The organism is Acuticoccus sediminis (genome assembly GCF_003258595.1).
In the GTDB taxonomy this organism is placed as follows: Bacteria; Pseudomonadota; Alphaproteobacteria; order Rhizobiales; family Amorphaceae; genus Acuticoccus; species Acuticoccus sediminis.
Genome location: NZ_QHHQ01000009.1, coordinates 81,922 through 101,455 on the forward strand (window position 1 = coordinate 81,922; position 19,534 = coordinate 101,455).

The window sequence follows — 19,534 nt, forward strand, 5'->3', positions numbered from 1 at the left end:
CGCTGAATTTATCGCCACTGGATCAACCATATGGATGATCTTGCAGGCTCTGTGCCACCTGAACGCGCTTTGGACGAGTTGCATGCCATTTCAGCGTGCCGCCGTTCCGGTGTGCGGGCATCGCGGCGGGGCCGGCCGGCGCCGCTGGACGGGGCAGCGCGGGCGGTATGGCGAGGAGGGTGTCCGCCGGGCCGGGCGAGCGACGGCGGCGCGGTCGCTCGCGGCGCGCGTCCGTTCGGCGGCGCATTGGGCTGGCGGGGGCGGCCGGGCGGGCGCGCGGGCGGCGCCGCCCGTCATTCGCCGCGCGCGGCAGGCACGGCAGGCACGGCAGGCGCGGGCAGATGCGGGTGGGGGCGCTAGAGGCGCTCGGCGGCCTGGCGGACGAGCGTGTCGAGCCCCGCGCCGCCGTGGGCGACGTGGTCGAGGAGCTGCTCGCGCATCCTCGGGTCCCAGAAGTCGCGCAGATGGTGCGCGACGCGCTCGACCTGGTCGTCGCCCGGCTGGGTGCGGAAGAAGGTGGCGATCTGGTTCGCCATGCGGACCATCTTGTCAGGCGACATCGGGGACTGCCGTGAGCTCGGGGACGGACGCGAGGATGCGTTCGGGGTGGCTGAAGACGTCGAAGGCGCCGTCGCGCGCGAATGCGGCGAGGGTGATGCCGGCGGCCTCGGCGCGGCGCAGGGCGAGCGCCGTCGGCGCGGACACGGCGATCAGCGCCGGGCAGCCCGCCATGGCGCACTTCTGGACCAGCTCGACCGAGACGCGGCTCGTCATCACGAAGGCGCCGGACGCGGCGTCGATCCCGGCCCGCGCCATCGCGCCGACGAGCTTGTCGAGGGCGTTGTGGCGGCCGACGTCCTCGCGCGCCAGGACGATGCCCCGCCCGGGCAGGAGGAAGCCGGCGGCATGGGCGGCGTGGGTCTCGTCGTGGAGCGGCTGGCAGGCCCGCAGCCGCTCCGTCGCGGCGGCGACGTCCTCGGCTCCGAGGAGGAGGGGCGAGCGCACCGCCGGCAGCTCGGCGAGCGCGGCGGCGATGCTGTCGATGCCGCACAGGCCGCAGCCGACCGGGCCGGCGAGCGTCCGCCGCCGCGCCATGAGCGCCGCGCTCCGGTCGCCGGCGAGCCACATGCGCGCCTCGACGCCCTCGCCGTGGGCGACCTCCTCGTAGTCGGCGATGTCGTCCGGGCTCGCGATGATGCCCTCGGTGAGGGAGAAGCCGGTCGCGAGATCACGGATCCGGTCGGGGCTCGCCATCATCACCGCGTGCGTGGTGCCGTCGTAGACGAGGGCGACGGGCGCTTCCTCCGGCAGGGTGCGCCAGACGGGGGCCTCGCCCTCCGCGCGCACGGCGCGGCCCGCCAGCGTGTGGACGAGGGGGTGCGCGGTCATATCATTCCGCCGGGGTCAGGATGCGGCGGGAGCGCTCGGCCTGGGCGGCGTAGTCCTCCTGCCAGTCGGTGGGTCCGTTGGAGAGGCCCACCTGCACCGCCGTCACCTTGTACTCGGGGCAGTTGGTCGCCCAGTCCGAATAGTCGGTGGTGATGACGTTGGCCTGCGTGTTCGGGTGGTGGAACGTCGTGTAGACGACGCCGGGGCTGACGCGGTCGGTGATCCGCGCGCGCAGGGTCGTCTCGCCGGCGCGGGAGGCGAGCTTGACCCAGTCCCCGTCCTTGAGGCCGCGCACCTCGGCGTCGTGCGGGTGGATCTCCAGCCGGTCCTCGTCGTGCCACACGACATTGGCCGTCCGGCGGGTCTGCGCACCGACGTTGTACTGCGACAGGATCCGCCCCGTCGTGAGCAGGAGCGGGAAGCGCGGGCCCGTCCGCTCGTCGGTGGCCACGTACTCGGTGACGATGAAGCGGCCCCTGCCGCGCACGAAGCTGTCGACGTGCATCAGGGGTGTGCCCTCGGGCGCGGCGTCGTTGCAGGGCCACTGCACCGAGCCCTTCTCGTCCAGGAGATCATAGGTGACGCCGGCGAAGGAGGGGGTGGTCGCGGCGATCTCGGCCATGATTTCGGACGGGTGGGCGTAGTCCCAGCCGGCGCCCATGGCATTGGCAAGGAGCTGCGTCACCTCCCAGTCCGCGTAGCCGGCGCGCGGCTTCATCACCTCGCGGACGCGGTTGATGCGGCGCTCGGCATTGGTGAACGTGCCGTCCTTCTCCAGGAAGGTGGAGCCGGGGAGGAAGACGTGCGCGTAGTTGGCGGTCTCGTTGAGGAAGAGGTCGTGGACGATGACGCACTCCATCGCCGCGAGACCCGCCGCGACGTGCCTGGTGTCGGGGTCGGACTGGAGGATGTCCTCGCCCTGGCAGTAGAGGCCCTTGAAGGTCCCGTGGACCGCCGCGTCCAGCATGTTGGGGATGCGAAGGCCCGGCTCGGGGTCGAGGGTCACGCCCCACGCCTTCTCGAAGATCTCGCGCACGTCGGCGTTCTTGACGTGGCGGTAGCCGGGCAGCTCGTGCGGGAAGGAGCCCATGTCGCACGAGCCCTGAACGTTGTTCTGGCCGCGCAGCGGGTTCACGCCGACGCCGGTGCGGCCGATGTTGCCGGTCAGCATCGCGAGGTTGGCGATGCCCATGACCGTGGTCGAGCCCTGGCTGTGCTCGGTGACGCCGAGGCCGTAGTAGATCGCCCCGTTGCCGCCGGTCGCATAGAGCCGGGCGGCCGCGCGCAGGGCCTCGGCCGGGACGCCGGTGAGGAGGGCGTTCGCCTCCGGGCTGTGGCGCGGCTCGGAGACGAACTCGGCGTAGTGCAGGAACTCGTCCCAGTCGCACCGCTCGCGGATGAAGGCCTCGTCGTAGAGGCCCTCGGTGACGATGACGTGGGCCATCGCCGTGACCACGGCGACGTTGGTGCCGGGTCGCAGAGCGAGATGATGCGCCGCCTCGACGTGGGCGGAGCGCACGAGGTCGATGCGGCGCGGGTCGATGACGATGAGCTTCGCCCCTGCCCGGAGGCGCTTCTTGAGGCGCGAGCCGAACACCGGATGCCCGTCCGTCGGGTTGGCGCCGATGACGACGACGACGTCGGCATGCTCGACCGAGTCGAAGTCCTGGGTGCCGGCGGAGGTGCCGAAGGTCTGGCCGAGGCCGTAGCCGGTCGGCGAGTGGCAGACGCGGGCGCAGGTGTCGGTGTTGTTGTTGCCGAAGACGGCGCGGGTGAGCTTCTGGACGAGGAAGGTCTCCTCGTTGGTGCAGCGGCTCGAGGTGATGACGCCGATGCTCTTCTGCCCGTAGCGCGCCTGGATGCCGCGCATGCGGTCCGCCGCGAAGGCGATCGCCTCGTCCCAGGACACGACGCGCCAGGGCTCGTCGACGCTCTCGCGGATCATCGGGTCGAGGATGCGGTCGCCGTGGTGGGCGTAGCCGTAGGCGAAGCGCCCCTTCACGCACGAGTGGCCGCGGTTCGCCTTGCCGTTCCTGTCCGGCACCATTCGCACCAGCGTGTCGCCGGAGAGCTCGGCCTTGAAGGTGCAGCCGACGCCGCAGTAGGCGCAGGTGGTGGCGACGGAGCGGGTGGGGGTGCCGAACGCGGCGACCGACGTTTCCTGCAGGGTGGCGGTCGGGCAGGCGGCGACGCATGCGCCGCAGCTCACGCAGTCGGACGAGAAGAAGTCGTCCGCCCCGGCGCCGGCCTTCACGCGGCTGTCGAAGCCGCGCCCCTCGATGGTGAGGGCGAAGGTGCCCTGGACCTCCTCGCACGCGCGCACGCAGCGGCTGCAGACGATGCACTTGGAGGGGTCGTAGGTGAAGTAGGGGTTGGACGTGTCCTTCGGCGCGTAGCGGGCGTTCGCCTCGCCGACGGGCATGCGCAGCCGCGCCTCGGCCTGGGAGCGGGCGCCGGTGGCGGAGGGGTCGAAGTGGTTGTCGCCGGGGGTGTAGCGCACGTCCCGGAGGCCGACGGCCCCGGCCATGTCCTGCAGCTCGCAGTCGCCGTTGGCCGAGCAGGTGAGGCAGTCGAGCGGGTGGTCGGAGACGTAGAGCTCCATCACGCCCTTGCGGATCCTGCGGACCCGGTCGGACTGGGTGTGGACCACCATCCCCTCGGCGACCGGGGTGGTGCAGGAGGCGGGCGTGCCGCGCCGGCCCTCGATCTCGACCACGCACAGGCGGCAGGAGCCGAACGCGTCGAGGGTGTCGGTCGCGCACAGCCTGGGGATCTGGTTGTCCAGCTCGGCCGCAGCGCGCATCACCGAGGTGCCGGCGGGCACCGTGACGGCGAAACCGTCGATGGTGAGGGTGACGGGGGCGCCCTCGCGGGCCGGGGTCCCCATGTCGCGGTCGTCGCGGCCCGCGCCCGTGGCGGGGGTGGCGCCGTGCGTCGTGGACGCGCTCATTCGGCGGCCTCCTTCATCGTCGCGAAGTCTGCGGGGAAGTGGGTGAGCGCGGACATGACGGGGTAGGGCGTGAAGCCGCCCAGCGCGCAGAGGGAGCCGTCCTTCATGGTCTCGCAGAGGTCGGTGAGGAGGGCGGCCGCGCGGGGGTCACCGGCGGCGATGCGGTCGATGGTCTCGACCCCGCGCACGGCACCGATGCGGCAGGGGGTGCACTTGCCGCAGCTCTCGACGGCGCAGAACTCCATCGCGAAGCGGGCGAGCTTCAGCATGTCGGCGGTGTCGTCGAAGACGACGAGGCCGGCGTGGCCGATGAGGCCGCCCGCGGCGTCGAAGTCCTCGTAGCCGAGGGGCGTGTCGAACCGGTCGCGGGGCATGTAGGCGCCGAGCGGGCCGCCGACCTGCACGGCCTTGACCGGACGGCCGCTCGCGGTGCCGCCGGCGATCTCCTCCACCGCCTCGCCCAGCGTCATGCCGAACGCCGTCTCGAAGAGGCCGCCGCGCTTCACGTTGCCGGCGATCTGGAGGGTGACGGTCCCGCGCGAGCGGCCGAGCCCGAACGCCTCGTAGTGCGCGGCGCCCTTCTCGAAGATCACCGGCACGGTGGCGAGGGAGATGACGTTGTTGACGACGGTCGGGCAGCCGAGGAAGCCCTCGAGCGCCGGGAGCGGCGGCTTGGCGCGCACGGTGCCGCGCTTGCCCTCCAGCGAGTTGAGGAGCGAGGTCTCCTCGCCGCAGACGTAGGCGCCGGCGCCGACGCGGACCTCCATGTCGAAGGCGCGGCCGGAACCCACGACGTCGGGACCGAGGACGCCGCGGCGGCGGGCGACGGCGACGGCCTCGCGCATCACCGCGATGGCGACCGGATACTCGGAGCGGATATAGACGTAGCCGCGGGTGGCGCCGACGCCGAGGCCGGCGATCGCCATGCCCTCGATGAGGCTGAAGGGGTCGCCCTCCATCAGCATGCGGTCGGCGAATGTGCCGCTGTCGCCCTCGTCGGCGTTGCAGACGATGTACTTCCGGTCCGCCGCCGCCTGCTGGACGGTCTTCCACTTGATACCGGTCGGGAAGCCGGCGCCGCCGCGGCCGCGCAGGCCGGAGGCGGTCACCTCGGCGACGATCTCCGGCCCGCTCATCGCGGCGGCGCGGCGGAGGCCGGCGAGGCCGCCGTGCGCGGCGTAGTCGTCGAGGTCGGTCGGGTCGACGAGGCCGCAGCGCTGGAAGGTGAGGCGCGTCTGGCGCGCGAAGAAGGGAATGTCCTCGACCCGGCCATGGCCTTTCAGCGTACCGTCGAGCAGGGCCGGGACGTCGGCGGCGGTGACGGGGCCGTAGGCGGCCCGGCCGTCGCCGCGATCCACCTCGACGAGGGGCTCCAGCCAGACCATGCCGCGCGAGCCGTTGCGCACGATGGTGACGTCGATGCCGCGCCGGTCCGCCTCGGCGCGGATGGCGGCCGCGACCGCGTCGGCGCCGAGGGCCCTGGCGGCGCTGTCGAGCGGGACGTAGACCTTCACGCGGCGGCCTCCGCGAGGACCCGCTCGGCGTCCGCCCGGCCGATGAGCGTGTCGTCGACCATCGCGGCGGGACCGCAGGCGCACAGGCCCAGGCAGTAGACCGGCTCGATCGTCACCGCGCCGTCGGCGGTGGTGCCGTGCCAGTCGATGCCGAGGCGGGCGAGGACCCGCTCCGACAGCGCCTCGCTGCCCACCGCCTGGCACGCCTCCGCGCGGCACAGCTTGATGACGCGCCGTCCGGCGGGCGCCTCGCGGAAGTCGTGGTAGAAGCTGACGACGCCGTGCACCTCCGCCTTGCCGAGGTTCAGCGCCTCGGCGATCGCCGGGACGGCCTCGGCCGGGATGCGGCCGAACGCCTCCTGGATGGCATGGAGGATCGGGAGCATCGGCCCTTCGAGGTGCCGGTGTTCGGCGACGATGGCGCGGATGGTGTCGAGGGTCGGGGAGGCGACAGGCATTCTATGCCTTTGTTGTGCATGGCTGGGTTGCGAACCTAGAGTTCGACCATGTCGCCGGCCTTTCCTTGAATCAATATAGAGATGCCGTTGCTTGATAGAACTTTTCTATCAAGCGTTCGCCAACCGCCGCGCTTCCGACAGCAGGGTCGCGAGCATCGGCGTGTGCGGCTCGCGGTACGGGGCTACGAGGCCGACGCGGTGCCGCGCGACCTGGCCGGAGAGCGGTACCGCGCTGAGCGGCTTGCCCTCGGCGAGGAAGAGGGCGATGTCCGTCGGCAGGATCGTGTGCCAGGCGCCGGAGAGGACGCTCTGGATGAGCACGACGGTCGAGTTCGATTCGATCACCGCGGTCGGGGTGACGTTCGCGGCGGCGAAGTTCTCGTTGACGATGCGCCGGTTCTGCATGTCGGGCGTGAGGAGGCAGAGCCGGGTGTCGGCCAGCTCCGCCCACGGGATCGAGGCGCGTTCGGCGAGCGGCGAGCCGGCGGCGCAGACCAGCACGAAGTCCTCCTCGTAGAGCGGCTCGGTGCTGACGCGCCCCATCGGCTCGTGGTCGAGGTAGGAAATGCCGGCGTCGATCTCGAGGTTGTCGAGCATCGACAGGATCTGCGTCGAGGGGCGCGACAGGACGGTGAAGCGCACGTTCGGGTGGTCCTGGGCGAAGCGGGCGGCGAGGGTGGCGGCCCAGGTGAGCGCCGTCGGAATCACGCCGAGGCGGAGCTGGCCGGAGAGGCCGTGGCGGGCGAAGCGCATCTCGTCCCGGAGCTGGCGCGCGTCGCCGACGATGCGCCGGGCCCAGACCAGCGCACGCTGGCCCTCCGGGGTCAGCCCGCCGAAGCGCGAGCCGCGGAAGATGAGCTGGACGCCGAGCTGCTCCTCGAGCTGCTTGATGCCGGCCGAGAGCGTCGGCTGGGTGATGCCGAGCGACTCGGCCGCGCGGCCGAAGTGCCCCTCGTTGGCGACCATGATGAACATTTCGAGCTTGTTGAGCACGGGCCGCCTTCCGTCGGGGTCACGGCCCGGAGCCTAGCGCGAACGCTCCGTGGGCGGCGAGACCGCCGGTCTGATTGTCGCCTCCGGCGCGTTCCGGGCGGTGCCTCAGCCCTTCGGGGCCAGCATGGCGAGCACGTCGTCGGTGCGGCGGACGTCGCCGAAGGCCTGGAGGAAGGTGGTGAGGGCGGCGATGTGGGCCTCGTCCGTGCGCGCCGCGTTGGCGTCCTCCACCATGATGGTCCTGAAGTCGGTCATCGCGGCGTCGCGGGCGGAGCTGTCGCAGCACACGTTGGTCATGCAGCCGGCGATGAGGATCGTGTCGATGCCGGCGGTGCGCAGCAGGATGGGCAGGTTCGACGCGCCCGGCAGGAAGGCCGACAGGCGGTACTTGTTGACGATCATGTCGCCCTTGCGCACGTCGAGGCCGCTGTAGAGGGCGTGGAGCTCCGCCCCCTCCTGAAGGGCGTCGAGGATGCGGCCGGAAAGGGCAGGATTGACGAGGTTGTCGAAGAAGATCGGCCAGCCCGCCTCGTCGAACGTCGCGCGGATCCACACGACGCGGCCGCCGGCGGCGCGCATCGCCGCGGCGAGGCGGTTGACGTTGGGGACGATGGTGCGGGCCTGTCTGACCTCGGAGGGCGCGCCCTCGTCCATGAAGGCGCGCTGCAGGTCGATGACGACGAGCGCGGACGTCGCCGGGTCGATGTCGGGGAAGACGTGGGGGCGGCCGCGCCGCTCGGCGGCGGCCTTCGTCACGGCCTCGGGGAGGAGGGGGTGCAGGGGGAGGGGCTCGGTCATGGTGGCCTCGTTCCGGGGCGTGTCGGTCAGCCGGCGCAACGCACGTCGAGGACGGCGGAGCGGCCGTTCCCGCGCACCTCGGCGAAGGCACGCTCGAGGGCGGCGGGGAGGAGCGCCGGGTCCTCCACCGTGTCGCCCCAGAGGCCGCAGGCGCGGGCGACGGCGGCGAAATCGGGCGCGGGCTCGAACCTCGTCAGCGGCATGCGGTTCGCGCGGGCGGCGTGCCCGTCCGGGTACATGGCGCGCGTGGCGCGGGCGACGGCGCCCCAGCCGGCGTTGTTGAAGATCATCACGAGGATGGCGATCCCCTCGGCCGCGGCGATCTGGTGGCAGGCGATGGGGTTGGCGAAGAGGTGGCTGCCGTCGCCGACCGCCGCGATCACCTCGCGCTCGGGCGCGGCGAGCTTGGCGCCCATCGCCGCCGGGAGCCCCCAGCCGAGGCCGCCGGAGGGGGAGCTGCCGTAGAACTCGCCCGGTTCCGTCGTCGTCATCGCCGAGCGCACGAGCGGGTATTCGTTGACGAGGATGGAGCCCGGCGCGCGGGCGCGGTCGAGGCAGGCGGAGGCCCAGGCCATGGTGATCTCGCGCGGCTGGATCTGCGCGCCGGCGCGGGCTTCGTCGCGCATCCCGGCGCAACGGGCGCGAACCGTGGCCGCGCGCTCGTCCCCGGCGTCGTCGGGGGGAGCGCCGAGCTCGGCGAGCATCGCCTCGATGAAGAGGCGGGGCGCGGAGCGGATCGTCAGGTCCGAGTGGAAGCCGCGCATCGGGTAGCGGGCCTGCAGCGGGTCGATGCCGACCTGGATGACGGTGAGGTCCTCGGCGGGGTGGTTGTAGGCCGGGATCCACGGGACGTCGCATTCCATGACGAGGACGACGTCCGCCGCGGCGAGCCAGGGCGCGATCTCGAAGCCGCCGTGGAAGGGATCATCGCTGGAGAGGTTGAGGTGGCGCGGGCGGTACTCGACCACCGGCGCGCCGATCCGCGCGGCGAGCCTGGAGAGGAGCGCCGGGACCTGCTTGTCCGCCCCGGCGCGGGCCGTGACGATGACGGGCGACTTCGCCCCCGCGAGCGCCTCGGCGGCGGCGGCGATGCCGGCCGGGTCGGGCGCGCCGGCGAGCGCGGGGCGCATCACCGGCGCCGCGGGGATCTCGGGCGAGGCGGGCGCCATCGCCAAGACCTCGCGGGGAAGGGTCATGTAGACCGGGCCCGCGGGCTCGGAATGGGCGATGGCGAGGGCGCGGTCGGTGGCGGTGACGAGCTGGCCGGGGTGGCGGATCTCGTAGTCCCAGCGCACGCTTTCGCGCACCATCCCGGCCTGGTCGAACATTTCCTGTGCCCAGTGGATGTTGAGCGAGCGGGCGCCGGGCTCGCCCGCCTCCAGGAAGGGCGTGCGGCCGGCCGCGAGCAGCAGCGGGACGTAGTCGCGGTCCGCGTTGATGAGGCCATTCAACGCGTTGGCGGTGCCGACGTTGACGTGGACCATCGCGGCCTGGGCGCGGCCGGACACCATCGCGTGGCCGTGCGCCATGGAGATCGCCGCGTTCTCATGGCCGCAGACGACGGGCCGGGGGATTTCGGCGCCCGTCTGGCCGGCCCGCGCGATGGCTTCGACGATGGAGGGAAAGTCCGTTCCGGCGTTGGCGAACAGGAAGTCGACCCCCCGCGCCTTGAGCAGCCAAAGCCATGTTTCACCGACGGATTCGGGCGCAAAATTCACGGCGAAACTTCCTTGCCAGCTTTGTCTTATTCCCATAACAATATATCAGATTACAACGGGGTACGACACCGGAATGTCATTCGAAGCCATCGACATCGTGGTGAACCCCCTGACGCCGCAGATCGTCGCGGCGCGGCCGGAGTGGACACGCACGTTCCACACCAAAAAGATCGGCCGGGCGGACGCGGACGTCGCGTCGGTGACGCACGAGGACATGATCCGGCAGATGGACGAGGCCGGGATCGAACGGTCCTTCCTCATCGCCTGCAAGCTCGGCCAGGAGGGCACGCCCGGTGCCTGGCACATGCCCTACGAGTGGGTGGCCGAGGCGGTCGCCGCCTATCCGGACCGCTTCTGCGGCCTCGCGGGTGTCGACCCGACCGAGGGGATGGCCGGGGTGCGCCGCCTCGAGGCGGCGGTGCGGGACATGGGTTTCATCGGCGCGCATACGTACCCGCACTGGTTCGAGCTCGAGCCGAACCACCGCAAGTACTACCCGTTCTACGCCAAGTGCGTGGAGCTCGGCATTCCGATCCAGATGCAGGTGGGCCAGTCGCTCGTCTACTATGACAAGCGCCCGCTGCGCAGCGTCGCGCGGCCGTACCTGCTCGACGATATCGCGTGTGACTTCCCAGAGCTGAAGCTCATCGGCATCCACATCGGCATCCCGTGGGTGGACGAGATGATCGCCATGGCGTGGAAGCACGAGAACGTCTTCATCGGGTCGGACGCCCACAGTCCGAAATACTGGCCGCAGTCGTTCACGCATTACATCAACACCTACGGCCGTGAGAAAGTGATGTTCGGCACCGACTTCCCGGTGCTGGCCTTCAAGAGGACGATGGACGAGATCGACGGTCTCGGCCTTCGCGATACCGCCAAGCGCCTGTTCCTGCGGGACAACGCATTGCGCGTCTATGGACTGAGCTGATCAGGGGGACGACAGAGCAATGATGAAGCGAATGTTGACGGCCGCGCTCGCCACCGCGCTGATGGCGTCGGCGGCGTATGCGCAGGATGAGACGGTGACGTTCGGGATCGTCACCGCGCAGACGGGCCCCCTCGCCGCGCCCGGCAAGTTCCAGATGAACGGCTTCGAGCTCGCCGTCGAGCAGATCAACGGGGCCGGCGGCTTCCAGGTCGGCGACACGACCTACAAGCTGGCGCTTCAGGTCTACGACACGCGCTGCAATGCCGCCGAGGGCGCCTCGGCGATGCAGCGCCTCGTGACCGTCGACCAGGTGCCGGTGGTGCTGGGCGAGCTGTGCAGCCCGGTCGCCGCGGCCGAGGGACCGATCGCGCAGGACTTCGGCGTGCCGCTGATCACGACGGTGCCGACCGCCGCCAGCCTGACCGAGCAGGACAACCCGTATTATTTCCGCATCAACGCCAACAGCAACCAGCTGAACGCCGCGCTGGCGCAATACATCCAGTCGATCGACGGCGCGCCGCTGTCCTTCATCGCCTGGAACAACGACGCCGGCCGCGGCGGCGCCAACGGCATCCAGAAGCTGCTCGGCGACAACTACGAGATCGGCTACGTCGGATTCTTCAACGTCGGCGAGGTCGACTTCGCCAACCACATCACCAACATCCGCAACGCCGGCAGCAAGTCGGTCATGCTGCTGATGGACGAGGAGCCGGGCGCGCTGGCGATCCGCCAGATCCGCGACGCGGGCCTCGAGGTGCAGCTCGTCGGCACCCTGGCGATGGGCTCGAACCGCTTCCTCGACCGCCTGAACGCCGAGTATCTGGGCGGCATGGTGCAGTACAGCGCCTTCCCGCCGAACGCCCCGATCGAGCGCATCAAGACCTTCTCGGACGCCTACAAGGCGAAGTACGGCGAGGAATCGCACGGCTTCGCGGCGCAGTCCTATGACGGCATCTTCGCCGCGGTCGAGGCGATGAAGGCCGCCGGGACCACCACCGATCCCGAGGCGATCCGCGACGCGCTCTCCGAAATCTCCTTCGACGGCGTCATCGGCCCGATCAAGTTCGACGAGACGGGCCAGGCCTCGCCGCCGGTCTACATCACCGAGTGGTGCGACGACGGCACGCGCAAGATCATCGCCCCGGCCGACCTCGCCGCCGAGTGCGGCGCGGGCTGATCCGCTGACCGGCCGCTCTTCGGAGCGGCCGACCCACCCGTCCGCTCACACCCGGATCGGCCATGACGACAGCCATCTTCGAACAATTCATCAACGGCACCATGATGGGCTCGATCTACGTGCTCATGGCGCTGGGCATGGTGCTGATCTACGGCGTCATGCACGTCCTCAACTTCGCGCATGGCGTGTTGTTCATGGTCGGGGGCTACTTGGCCCACCTGTTCTTCTTCAACCTGACGGGCAGCTATCCGCTCGCGATCCTCGGCGCGATGGTCTCCCTCGCGCTGATCGGCGTCCTGCTCGAGCGGGCCGTCTTCCGGGCGCTGCGCGACAACCTGCGCATGCAGATCGTCGCCTCGCTCGGCCTCATCATGATCATCCAGAACGGTGTCGTGCAGATCTGGGGGCCGCACGCGCTGCAGATGCGCCCGCCTCCGGTCGAGGCGCTGGTGCGCATCGGCCAGCTCTCGTTCACGGTGCAGCACTTCGTCATCATCGGCGTCGTCGCGGTGTCGGTCGCCGCGCTCTACCTCTTCCTGACGCGCACGCGGCTCGGCACCGCGATGCGCGCGACGAGCCAGCACCCCGAGGCGGCCGTCGTCGTCGGGATCGACCCGAACCGGGTCTACACGCTCACCTTCATGATCGCCTCGGCGCTCGCCGGACTCGGCGGGGCGCTGCTCGGCCCGCTGTTCCTGATCTTCCCGCAGATGGGCGACGCGCCGATGCTGAAGGCGCTCTCGGCCATCATCATCGGCGGCATGGGGAGCGTGCCGGGCGCCATCGTCGGCGGGCTCGGCATCGGCATCGTGGAGTCGCTGTCCACGCTCGTGGTGCCGACGGACTACCGCGACACGATCGTCTTCGGGGTCCTGATCCTCATGCTGCTCATCCGCCCCTGGGGCATCTTCGGCGTTCGGGTGCGCGGGGAGCACTGACGATGACACGATCCTTCTCGAACCTCGCGGCGCTCGCGTGCCTGGTGCTGGGCGCGCTGGCTCCGCTGATCTTCGGCGGCCAGCCGTACGTCCTCTACGTGCTGACCCTCGCGCTCTGCTACACGATCCCCGCGATCGGCGTGAACATCCTCTACGGCTACACCGGCCTCGTCTCGCTCGGCCACATGGGCTTCGCCGGGGTCGGCGCGTACACGACGGCGCTGCTGATGAAGGACGTCGGGGTGCCGTTCGTGCCGGCGCTGCTGGGCGGGGCGCTGGCGGCGGGCGTCCTCGGTGTCCTGGTGGGGATCCCGTGCCTGCGCCTGCGCAGCCACTTCTTCATCGTCGTGACGCTGGCGGTGGGGATGATCCTGTTCACGCTCTTCAACAACCTCGACGCGCTCACCGGCGGGGCGGAGGGCCTGCCCGGCATCCCGCGTCCCGCCCCGTTCAGCATCGGCCCGATCGACTTCGAGTTCCGCTCGCTGACGGGTTTCTACATGCTCACCTTCGTCGTCACGGCGCTGATCTTCGCGCTGCAGTTCGTGCTGGTCCGCTCCGACTTCGGCCGCTCGCTCTCCTCGGTGCGGCAGGACGAGGCGCTCGCCTCGGCGCGGGGCGTCAACGTCTTCGGCCACAAGCTGATGGCGTTCGCGCTGTCGACCGCGATTGCCGGCGCCGGCGGGGCGATGAAGGTGCTCTTCCTGCGCGCCGCGGCGCCGATGTCGTTCGACATGCACGAGAGCATCAACCTGATGATGATGCTCATCCTCGGCGGCGCGGGCTACCTCGTCGGACCGGTCGTCGGCGCGATCACCTTCATCGCGGTGCCGGAGTTCCTGCGCATCGCGGCGGAGATGCGCTTCATCTTCTTCGGCTTCGTGTTGCTGGTGCTCGCCCGGTTCGCGCCGCGCGGCATCTGCGGCCTCGCCGAGAGCGCCTACAAGAAGCTGGGACGCAGGGAGAAGACCGTTGTCGGCTATTCTTGAGGTCTCCGGCATCGTCAAGACGTTCGGCGGCATCCGCGCCATCGACGGGGCGAATTTCACGCTCGACCATGCCGGCATCTACGGGCTGATCGGCCCGAACGGGGCCGGCAAGACGACGATGTTCGACATCATCTGCGGCCGGCAGATCCCGGACGCGGGCTCGGTCCGCTTCCATGCCGAGCGGATCGACGGGGTCGCGCCCTACAGGCTGGCCCGTGAGGGGCTGGCGCGCACCTTCCAGGAGTGCCGCGTGCTCCCGGAGGAGACCTGCCTCGACAACGTGCTCTTCGCCGCGCAGGACAAGCACATCGGCACCGAACTGCTGCAGGCCTTCACCCGCAACACGCGCCGGCGCCGGGAGGCGGAGGCCGAGGCGCGCCGCATGCTGAAGCTGATCAACCTGGAGCAGTACGCGGACAGTCCCGCCGGCGCGCTCTCCTACGGGCAGCGGCGCCTGCTGGAGATCGTCTCCTGCCTGATGTCGAAGCCCCGCATCCTGCTGCTCGACGAGCCCGCGTCCGGCATCAACCCGACGCTCCTCAACACGCTGCACGACTTCCTCAAGGAGATCTACGCGGAAACGAAGATCATCTTCCTGATCGTCGAGCACAACATGGAGTTCATCATGTCGCTGGCGCAGGAGATCGTCGTGATGCACCAGGGCCAGGTGCTGATGCAGGGCGCGCCCGACGCGGTCCAGGCGAACGAGCGCGTCATCGACGCGTATCTGGGGTAGGCGCATGAGCATGCTGAAGGTTCGCGGGCTCAAGGGCGGGTACGGCGGGCGGCTCATCGTCGACGGCATCGACCTTGACGTCGCCGCGGGCGAGATCGTCACCGTGATCGGCCAGAACGGCGCCGGCAAGTCGACGATGCTGAAGAGCATCTTCAACATGGTGCCGGTGCGCGGCGGCGCGGTGGCGCTGGACGGGGCGGATATCATGTCCGTCAGCCCGTACAGGATGCTGACGGTGGGCCTGGCCTACATCCCGCAGCATCACAGCGTCTTTCCCAAGCTGACGATCGCGGAAAACCTGCGCATGGGCGGCTACCTGCTCGACGACAAGGCGCTCCTCCACGAGCGGACGGCAATGGTGGAGGAGATGTTCCCGATCCTGAAGGCGCGCCGGGCCGAGTATGCGGCGAGCCTCTCGGGCGGGGAGCAGCGCATGCTGGAGATCGCCCGCACGCTGATCATGGACCCCAAGGTGGTGATGCTGGACGAGCCGTCCATCGGCCTCGCGCCGAAGATGGTGGACCTCGTCTTCTCCACGGCGCGCCGCCTCGCCGAGGCCGGCAAGGGGATCCTGATGGTGGAGCAGAACGTGAAGAAGGCGCTGATGGCCTCGGACCGCGGCTATGTCCTGGAGCTCGGCCAGGTGCGCATCCAGGACGAGGCGCGGGCGCTGATCGCCGACGAGCGCGTCTCGCGCCTCTACATGGGGGTGCGCGGCTAGACCGGGGCGCCGGCGGAGCGCCCTGGCGTGGAACGGGCGGGGAACGGGCGCGGGACGCCGATCGATGGGCCGACGACGAGAGAGAACACCGGGGGGAGCCGCGGGATGCGCAAGGACATCAGCTTGAACAACGGCGTCGTTCCGCTCCACCATCAGGTCTACCTCGTCCTGCGCCAGCAGATCGAGGAGGAGCAGTTCGCCGCCGACACGCCGATCCCGTCGGAGCACGAGCTCTCCCACCTCTTCAACGTCTCGCGGATCACGATCCGCCGCGCGATGGACCGGCTGAAGCAGGAGGGCTGGGTCAGCCGCAGCCGCGGCCGCGGGACCTTCGCCCGCCGGCCGGCCGCACCGCAGGCGATCTCGGCCAACCTGCGCGGCATCTTCGAGAACCTGGTGGCGATGGGGCTGCGCACCCGCGTCAGGCTCGAGGAGTTCGGCTACGTGCCCGCGCCGCCGGCCGTCGCCGAGAAGCTGAAGCTGGCGCCGGGCGCCACGGTGCAGCGCGCCGTCCGCGTGCGCTTCCACGAGAACGTCCCGTTCTCGCATCTCACGACCTACCTGCCGGAGGATGTCGGCCGTCAGTACGAGGAGCGCGAGCTCTCCGAGACGCCGCTCCTGATGCTGATGGAGCGCGCCGGGGTGAAGATCTCCGCGGCGGACCAGTCGGTCTCCGCCAAGCTCGCCGACACGATGGTCGCGCCGCTCCTCGGCGTCGAGACGGGCTCGCCGCTCCTCTGGGTCAAGCGCACGGTGTTCGACCAGAACGACCGTCCGATCGAGTACCTCAACGCGCTCTACCGGCCCGACGTCTACGAGTACCACATGACCATGTCGCGGGTGGAAGGGGAGAACGCCGCGCTGTGGAGCCCGGACAGCCCGCGCTCCTGATGGCCGCCTTCCTCACCCGTCCCCGCCAGGAGTAGCCCATTGGCCGACGACCTCACCTTCCAGACCCCCGAGGACCTGACGCGGGCCCGCGACGAGGTGTTCGGCGCGACTCTCGACCGGATCTTCGACTGCCACCCGCACTACCGGGCGCTGTTCGCGGAGCGGGGCATCCGCCGGGCGGACATCGCCGGCGTCGCCGACCTGCCGCGCCTGCCGGTGACGGGCAAGTCGGACTATGTCGGCAACCCGGCGGGGTTCACGCTCGACCTGCCGGCGAGCGTCGACGCCGAGGAGCGCATCGTCTGGGACGTGATGTACACGACCGGGTCGACGGGGGACCCGACCCCGTTCACATCGACGTCCTACGACTTCCTCAACGTGCTGGCGCTCAACCGGAACATGCTGCGGCTGCGCGGGGTGACGGCGGACGACACGATCCTCAACCTCTTCCCGCTGACGCGTCATCCGCACGGTGCCTTCGCAAGGGCGATGAACGCGGCGGCGGCCTACGGCATCCCCGTGGTCGCAGCGATGCCGGGCTCGCCGAGCCCGCGCCACCCTGACCTCGGCAACCGCATGGACGAGGTGTGTGCGCTGGCGGGCCGGTCCGGCGCGACCATCCTCTGGGGCGTGCCGTCGTACATCCGCAAGATGCTGGGCCGCGCGGAGGAGATGGGGGTCCGCCTGCCGTCGGTCCGGCTCGTGTTCGTGACCGGCGAGGGGTTCGGCGAGGAGGCGCGGCGCGACCTCGTGGAGCGGCTGAAGCGGCTCGGCGCGCCGGACCCCAGGGTCAGCGTCTCCTACGGCGCGACGGAGATGCAGGGCGGCATGGTCGAGTGCGTGCCCGGCGCCGGTTACCACAATCCCGCGCCGCTCCAGTTCGCCTTCGAGGCCGTCGACCCGGAGACGCACGAGCCGGTGGCCGACGGCGAGGAGGGCCTCATCCTCCTCACCCATCTCGACCGTCGCGGCACCACGATGCTGCGCTACGCGCTCGGCGACACCGCCCGCCTCACCCGCGAGCGTTGCCCCCACTGCGGCGCGCTGACGGAGCGGCTCGTGAGTGTCCCGGTCCGGCGCGACGGGTTCGTGAAGATCAAGGGCATGCTGGTGAACCCGCAGGCGCTGGTGGACGGACTGGCCGCTGAGGCCGGCATCGCCGCATTCCAGGCCTACGTGGACAAGGAGGACGCCGCCGATGCGCTGTCGATGGACCGGCTCGTCATCAGGCTGTCCCCGCGCGGGGTGGCGGACGATGCGCTCGTGCGGCGCGTTGCCGACAAGGTGAAGGCGACCGTCGGCGTCAGTCCGGTCGTGGAACTGGTCGCCGCCGACGACGCGGCGCTCGGCGGCGGGAACTGGAAGGCGAAGCCGATCATCGACCTGCGCAGACGGCCGGACTGAGGCGCCGCGCGGACCGGGCAGGTGGTTCGGGGATGTGATGCGCCGGAGCCCGGGACGGGGCTGCCGGCGGGGACGGACGGAACGATGGCGACGGACGAGGGCGATACGGCGGATCCGGTCAGGGGAACGACGGCGGCCGACCGGGTCGCCGACGTGCTCCTCGCCTTCTCGGCCGGCGAGCCGCGCCTCGGGGTGACGGCGCTCTCCCGCCAGCTCGGCCTCAGCAAGGCGGTGGTGCACCGGATCCTGCAGTCGCTGGTCGCCAAGGGCCTGCTGCAGTACGCGGCGGGCACGCGCGCCTACGACCTCGGCCCGGCGGCCGCGATGCTGGGCGCCCGGATGCTCTCGCAGATGGATATCCGCGACATCTCCCGGCCGGAGCTGATCGAGCTGCGCAGCGCGACCGGCGAGACGACGACGCTCTCGCTGCTGGTCAACGACGGCCGGGCGTACGTGGAGCAGTACGTCTCCCCGCAGGAGATCACGATGACGGTGGAGCTGGGGCGCAGCTACCCGCTCCATGCCGGCGCGTCCAGTCAGGCGATTCTGGCCAATCTCGACGGGCGGGACCGCGACAGGGTGCTCGACGGCGCGCTGCCGGCGCTGACCGCGGGCACGATCACCGACCGCGGGACGCTGCTGGCCGCGCTGGAGGAGGTCCGGAGGCGGGGCTACGCGGCGACGCGGGGCGAGCGGCAGCCCGGCGCGGCGTCGGTCGCCGCGCCGATCTTCGCCGCCGGCGGCCGGGTGGCGGGCGCGATCAGCGTCTGCGGGCCACTGTACCGGTTCGACGACCCGGTGATCGCGCGCCTCGTGCCGATGGTCGTGGCGGTCGCCCGGCGGATCAGCCGCCACTTCGCGGGCGCGGACCGCTGAACGGCGCGGCCCGCGCGGCGCGGTCAGCCGAGGTTCATGACCCGGAGCGCGTTGAGGCCCATCAGGTTGTCGTAGGCTTCGGGCGAGATCGGCAGCTCTTTGGCCTCGTTGAGGGACGTCTTGATGTCCTGGATCGGCCAGTCGGAGCCCCAGATGATCTTCTGGATGCCGTCGAGGTTCTGGCGGCCGCCGCCGTTGAGGTACTGGACGAGCTGCGGCTCCCACGTCGACGGGTGGTGGGCGTCGGCGATCATGTAGACGTTCTCGTAGTTGCGGCACATCATGATCATCTCGTCGGCCCAGGGCGTGCCGATGTGGATGCCGAGGATGGTCAGCTCCGGGAAGTCGAAGGCGACGGGGTCGAGCCAGCTCGGCCTGGCCGCGATCGTGGCGCGGTTGCGCGGTGTCGGCGAGCCGACCTGCAGCATGATGGGGGCCTGCAGCTCCTCGCACTTGGCGTAGAGCGGCCAGTAGCTCCGGTCGTCGATGCGGATGCCCCACCAGTGCGGGTAGACGTGCGCGCCGCGGAATCCGAGCTCGCCGATGGCGTAGTCGAGGTAGCGCAGGTTCTCCCGGATCGGCAGCGTCGGATTGAGGCCGACGTAGCCGTAGAGCCGGTCCGGTGCCTTGAGGAGTGCCGGGTAGACTTCGTCGGCGTGGATCGCGTCGGGTTCGCCACCGACGCCCGCGGCGGCGATGCTCGACAGCAGGACGGCCTTGTCGACGCCCGCGTCGTCGAGCACGGGAAGGAGCGTCTCCGCCGTCCACGGGCGCGAGGCGCGTTCGCGCGCGGGCCGGCGCAGTTCCGACTGGTAGAAGGGCAGCTTGGTATGCCCGCGATAGTTGATCGAAGAGTCGACGACCGTTGCCATGAAGGCTCCTTCCTATCCGTCCCGGACCGCACGGCACGACCTGTTCCGATGGGCGGAACAGACGACGTGTATTCACGCGTGCGTCCGGCCGGTATTCTCGGGCAATGCAGCCAGAGTGCAAGACGAAGCGGTCACAAAAATCTGTCTCGATTTGAAAATATTCAACAACGATGGATGAG

The 19,534-nt window shown here is 70.5% G+C and carries 18 protein-coding genes; 9 read left to right on the forward strand and 9 right to left on the reverse strand.

Annotated features, from left to right (window positions below; genetic code table 11):
* Nucleotides 1-356 precede the first annotated feature (356 nt).
* From DLJ53_RS29295 to DLJ53_RS29330, 8 genes are all read right to left on the reverse strand, one after another.
* On the reverse strand, nt 357-560 hold the full coding sequence (locus DLJ53_RS29295; RefSeq protein ID WP_111351789.1) for a formate dehydrogenase subunit delta: 204 nt from the start codon (nt 558-560) through the stop codon (nt 357-359).
* Nucleotides 550-1,389 carry a formate dehydrogenase accessory sulfurtransferase FdhD gene (fdhD, locus tag DLJ53_RS29300; RefSeq protein WP_111351790.1) on the reverse strand — a complete coding sequence of 280 codons (840 nt, stop codon included), beginning with the start codon at nt 1,387-1,389 and terminating at the stop codon, nt 550-552. The genes DLJ53_RS29295 and fdhD overlap by 11 nt, the downstream gene beginning before the upstream one ends.
* A 1-nt stretch (nt 1,390) precedes the next feature.
* Entirely contained in the window at nt 1,391-4,339 is a 2,949-nt protein-coding gene (gene fdhF / locus DLJ53_RS29305; RefSeq protein ID WP_111351792.1) for a formate dehydrogenase subunit alpha, read from the reverse strand.
* On the reverse strand, nt 4,336-5,853 hold the full coding sequence (locus DLJ53_RS29310) for a formate dehydrogenase beta subunit (protein WP_111351793.1): 1,518 nt from the start codon (nt 5,851-5,853) through the stop codon (nt 4,336-4,338). The genes fdhF and DLJ53_RS29310 overlap by 4 nt, the downstream gene beginning before the upstream one ends.
* Nucleotides 5,850-6,311 carry a formate dehydrogenase subunit gamma gene (locus tag DLJ53_RS29315; RefSeq protein ID WP_111351794.1) on the reverse strand — a complete coding sequence of 154 codons (462 nt, stop codon included), beginning with the start codon at nt 6,309-6,311 and terminating at the stop codon, nt 5,850-5,852. The genes DLJ53_RS29310 and DLJ53_RS29315 overlap by 4 nt, the downstream gene beginning before the upstream one ends.
* A gap of 108 nt (nt 6,312-6,419) precedes the next feature.
* On the reverse strand, nt 6,420-7,304 hold the full coding sequence (locus DLJ53_RS29320) for a LysR family transcriptional regulator (RefSeq protein ID WP_111351796.1): 885 nt from the start codon (nt 7,302-7,304) through the stop codon (nt 6,420-6,422).
* 105 nt (nt 7,305-7,409) lie between these two features.
* A complete protein-coding gene (locus DLJ53_RS29325) occupies nt 7,410-8,102 on the reverse strand; it encodes a cysteine hydrolase family protein (protein ID WP_146620134.1) in 693 nt (230 codons plus the stop codon).
* Nucleotides 8,103-8,128: 26 nt separating this feature from the next.
* Nucleotides 8,129-9,820 (reverse strand): thiamine pyrophosphate-requiring protein, encoded by a 1,692-nt coding sequence (locus tag DLJ53_RS29330; protein ID WP_162409669.1) that lies wholly within the window; start codon nt 9,818-9,820, stop codon nt 8,129-8,131.
* Nucleotides 9,821-9,893: 73 nt separating this feature from the next.
* Here DLJ53_RS29330 and DLJ53_RS29335 point away from each other — a divergent pair, with 73 nt between their 5' ends.
* The 9 genes from DLJ53_RS29335 to DLJ53_RS29375 all read left to right on the forward strand — a co-directional run bounded on the left by DLJ53_RS29335 (nt 9,894) and on the right by DLJ53_RS29375 (nt 18,483).
* Complete coding sequence (locus tag DLJ53_RS29335; RefSeq protein ID WP_162409671.1) at nt 9,894-10,751, forward strand: amidohydrolase family protein; 858 nt, start codon at nt 9,894-9,896, stop codon at nt 10,749-10,751.
* Between the two features lie 19 nt (nt 10,752-10,770).
* Complete coding sequence (locus DLJ53_RS29340) at nt 10,771-11,928, forward strand: ABC transporter substrate-binding protein (RefSeq protein WP_111351801.1); 1,158 nt, start codon at nt 10,771-10,773, stop codon at nt 11,926-11,928.
* Nucleotides 11,929-11,990: 62 nt separating this feature from the next.
* Complete coding sequence (locus DLJ53_RS29345; RefSeq protein WP_111351802.1) at nt 11,991-12,866, forward strand: branched-chain amino acid ABC transporter permease; 876 nt, start codon at nt 11,991-11,993, stop codon at nt 12,864-12,866.
* Between the two features lie 2 nt (nt 12,867-12,868).
* Complete coding sequence (locus tag DLJ53_RS29350) at nt 12,869-13,855, forward strand: branched-chain amino acid ABC transporter permease (protein ID WP_111351803.1); 987 nt, start codon at nt 12,869-12,871, stop codon at nt 13,853-13,855.
* The gene (locus DLJ53_RS29355) at nt 13,839-14,591 is read left to right on the forward strand and encodes an ABC transporter ATP-binding protein (RefSeq protein WP_111351805.1); all 753 of its coding nucleotides are present in this window, start codon (nt 13,839-13,841) and stop codon (nt 14,589-14,591) included. The genes DLJ53_RS29350 and DLJ53_RS29355 overlap by 17 nt, the downstream gene beginning before the upstream one ends.
* 4 nt (nt 14,592-14,595) lie before the next feature.
* Nucleotides 14,596-15,312, forward strand: a complete 717-nt coding sequence (locus DLJ53_RS29360; RefSeq protein WP_111351807.1) for an ABC transporter ATP-binding protein — start codon at nt 14,596-14,598, stop codon at nt 15,310-15,312.
* A gap of 105 nt (nt 15,313-15,417) precedes the next feature.
* Nucleotides 15,418-16,203, forward strand: coding sequence for a GntR family transcriptional regulator (locus DLJ53_RS29365; protein ID WP_111351809.1), 786 nt, complete (start codon nt 15,418-15,420; stop codon nt 16,201-16,203).
* A 39-nt stretch (nt 16,204-16,242) separates the two neighbouring features.
* Nucleotides 16,243-17,607: a phenylacetate--CoA ligase family protein gene (locus DLJ53_RS29370; RefSeq protein WP_111351810.1), complete on the forward strand. Its 1,365-nt coding sequence runs from the start codon at nt 16,243-16,245 to the stop codon at nt 17,605-17,607.
* A gap of 84 nt (nt 17,608-17,691) precedes the next feature.
* On the forward strand, nt 17,692-18,483 hold the full coding sequence (locus DLJ53_RS29375) for an IclR family transcriptional regulator (protein ID WP_111351811.1): 792 nt from the start codon (nt 17,692-17,694) through the stop codon (nt 18,481-18,483).
* 23 nt (nt 18,484-18,506) lie between these two features.
* On the opposite strand, the gene DLJ53_RS29380 is transcribed toward DLJ53_RS29375, so the two are convergent.
* Nucleotides 18,507-19,355: an amidohydrolase family protein gene (locus DLJ53_RS29380; RefSeq protein ID WP_111351813.1), complete on the reverse strand. Its 849-nt coding sequence runs from the start codon at nt 19,353-19,355 to the stop codon at nt 18,507-18,509.
* Between the last annotated feature and the right edge of the window lie 179 nt (nt 19,356-19,534).

Bases quoted from the DNA above. Each gene is read 5' to 3' on its own strand.
- DLJ53_RS29295 (WP_111351789.1), bottom strand. From the start codon at position 560: ATGTCGCCTGACAAGATGGTCCGCATGGCGAACCAGATCGCCACCTTC.
- fdhD (WP_111351790.1), bottom strand. From the start codon at position 1,389: ATGACCGCGCACCCCCTCGTCCACACGCTGGCGGGCCGCGCCGTGCGC.
- fdhF (WP_111351792.1), bottom strand. From the start codon at position 4,339: ATGAGCGCGTCCACGACGCACGGCGCCACCCCCGCCACGGGCGCGGGC.
- DLJ53_RS29315 (WP_111351794.1), bottom strand. From the start codon at position 6,311: ATGCCTGTCGCCTCCCCGACCCTCGACACCATCCGCGCCATCGTCGCC.
- DLJ53_RS29325 (WP_146620134.1), bottom strand. From the start codon at position 8,102: ATGACCGAGCCCCTCCCCCTGCACCCCCTCCTCCCCGAGGCCGTGACG.
- DLJ53_RS29335 (WP_162409671.1), top strand. From the start codon at position 9,894: ATGTCATTCGAAGCCATCGACATCGTGGTGAACCCCCTGACGCCGCAG.
- DLJ53_RS29340 (WP_111351801.1), top strand. From the start codon at position 10,771: ATGATGAAGCGAATGTTGACGGCCGCGCTCGCCACCGCGCTGATGGCG.
- DLJ53_RS29345 (WP_111351802.1), top strand. From the start codon at position 11,991: ATGACGACAGCCATCTTCGAACAATTCATCAACGGCACCATGATGGGC.
- DLJ53_RS29350 (WP_111351803.1), top strand. From the start codon at position 12,869: ATGACACGATCCTTCTCGAACCTCGCGGCGCTCGCGTGCCTGGTGCTG.
- DLJ53_RS29360 (WP_111351807.1), top strand. From the start codon at position 14,596: ATGAGCATGCTGAAGGTTCGCGGGCTCAAGGGCGGGTACGGCGGGCGG.
- DLJ53_RS29365 (WP_111351809.1), top strand. From the start codon at position 15,418: ATGCGCAAGGACATCAGCTTGAACAACGGCGTCGTTCCGCTCCACCAT.
- DLJ53_RS29375 (WP_111351811.1), top strand. From the start codon at position 17,692: ATGGCGACGGACGAGGGCGATACGGCGGATCCGGTCAGGGGAACGACG.
- DLJ53_RS29380 (WP_111351813.1), bottom strand. From the start codon at position 19,355: ATGGCAACGGTCGTCGACTCTTCGATCAACTATCGCGGGCATACCAAG.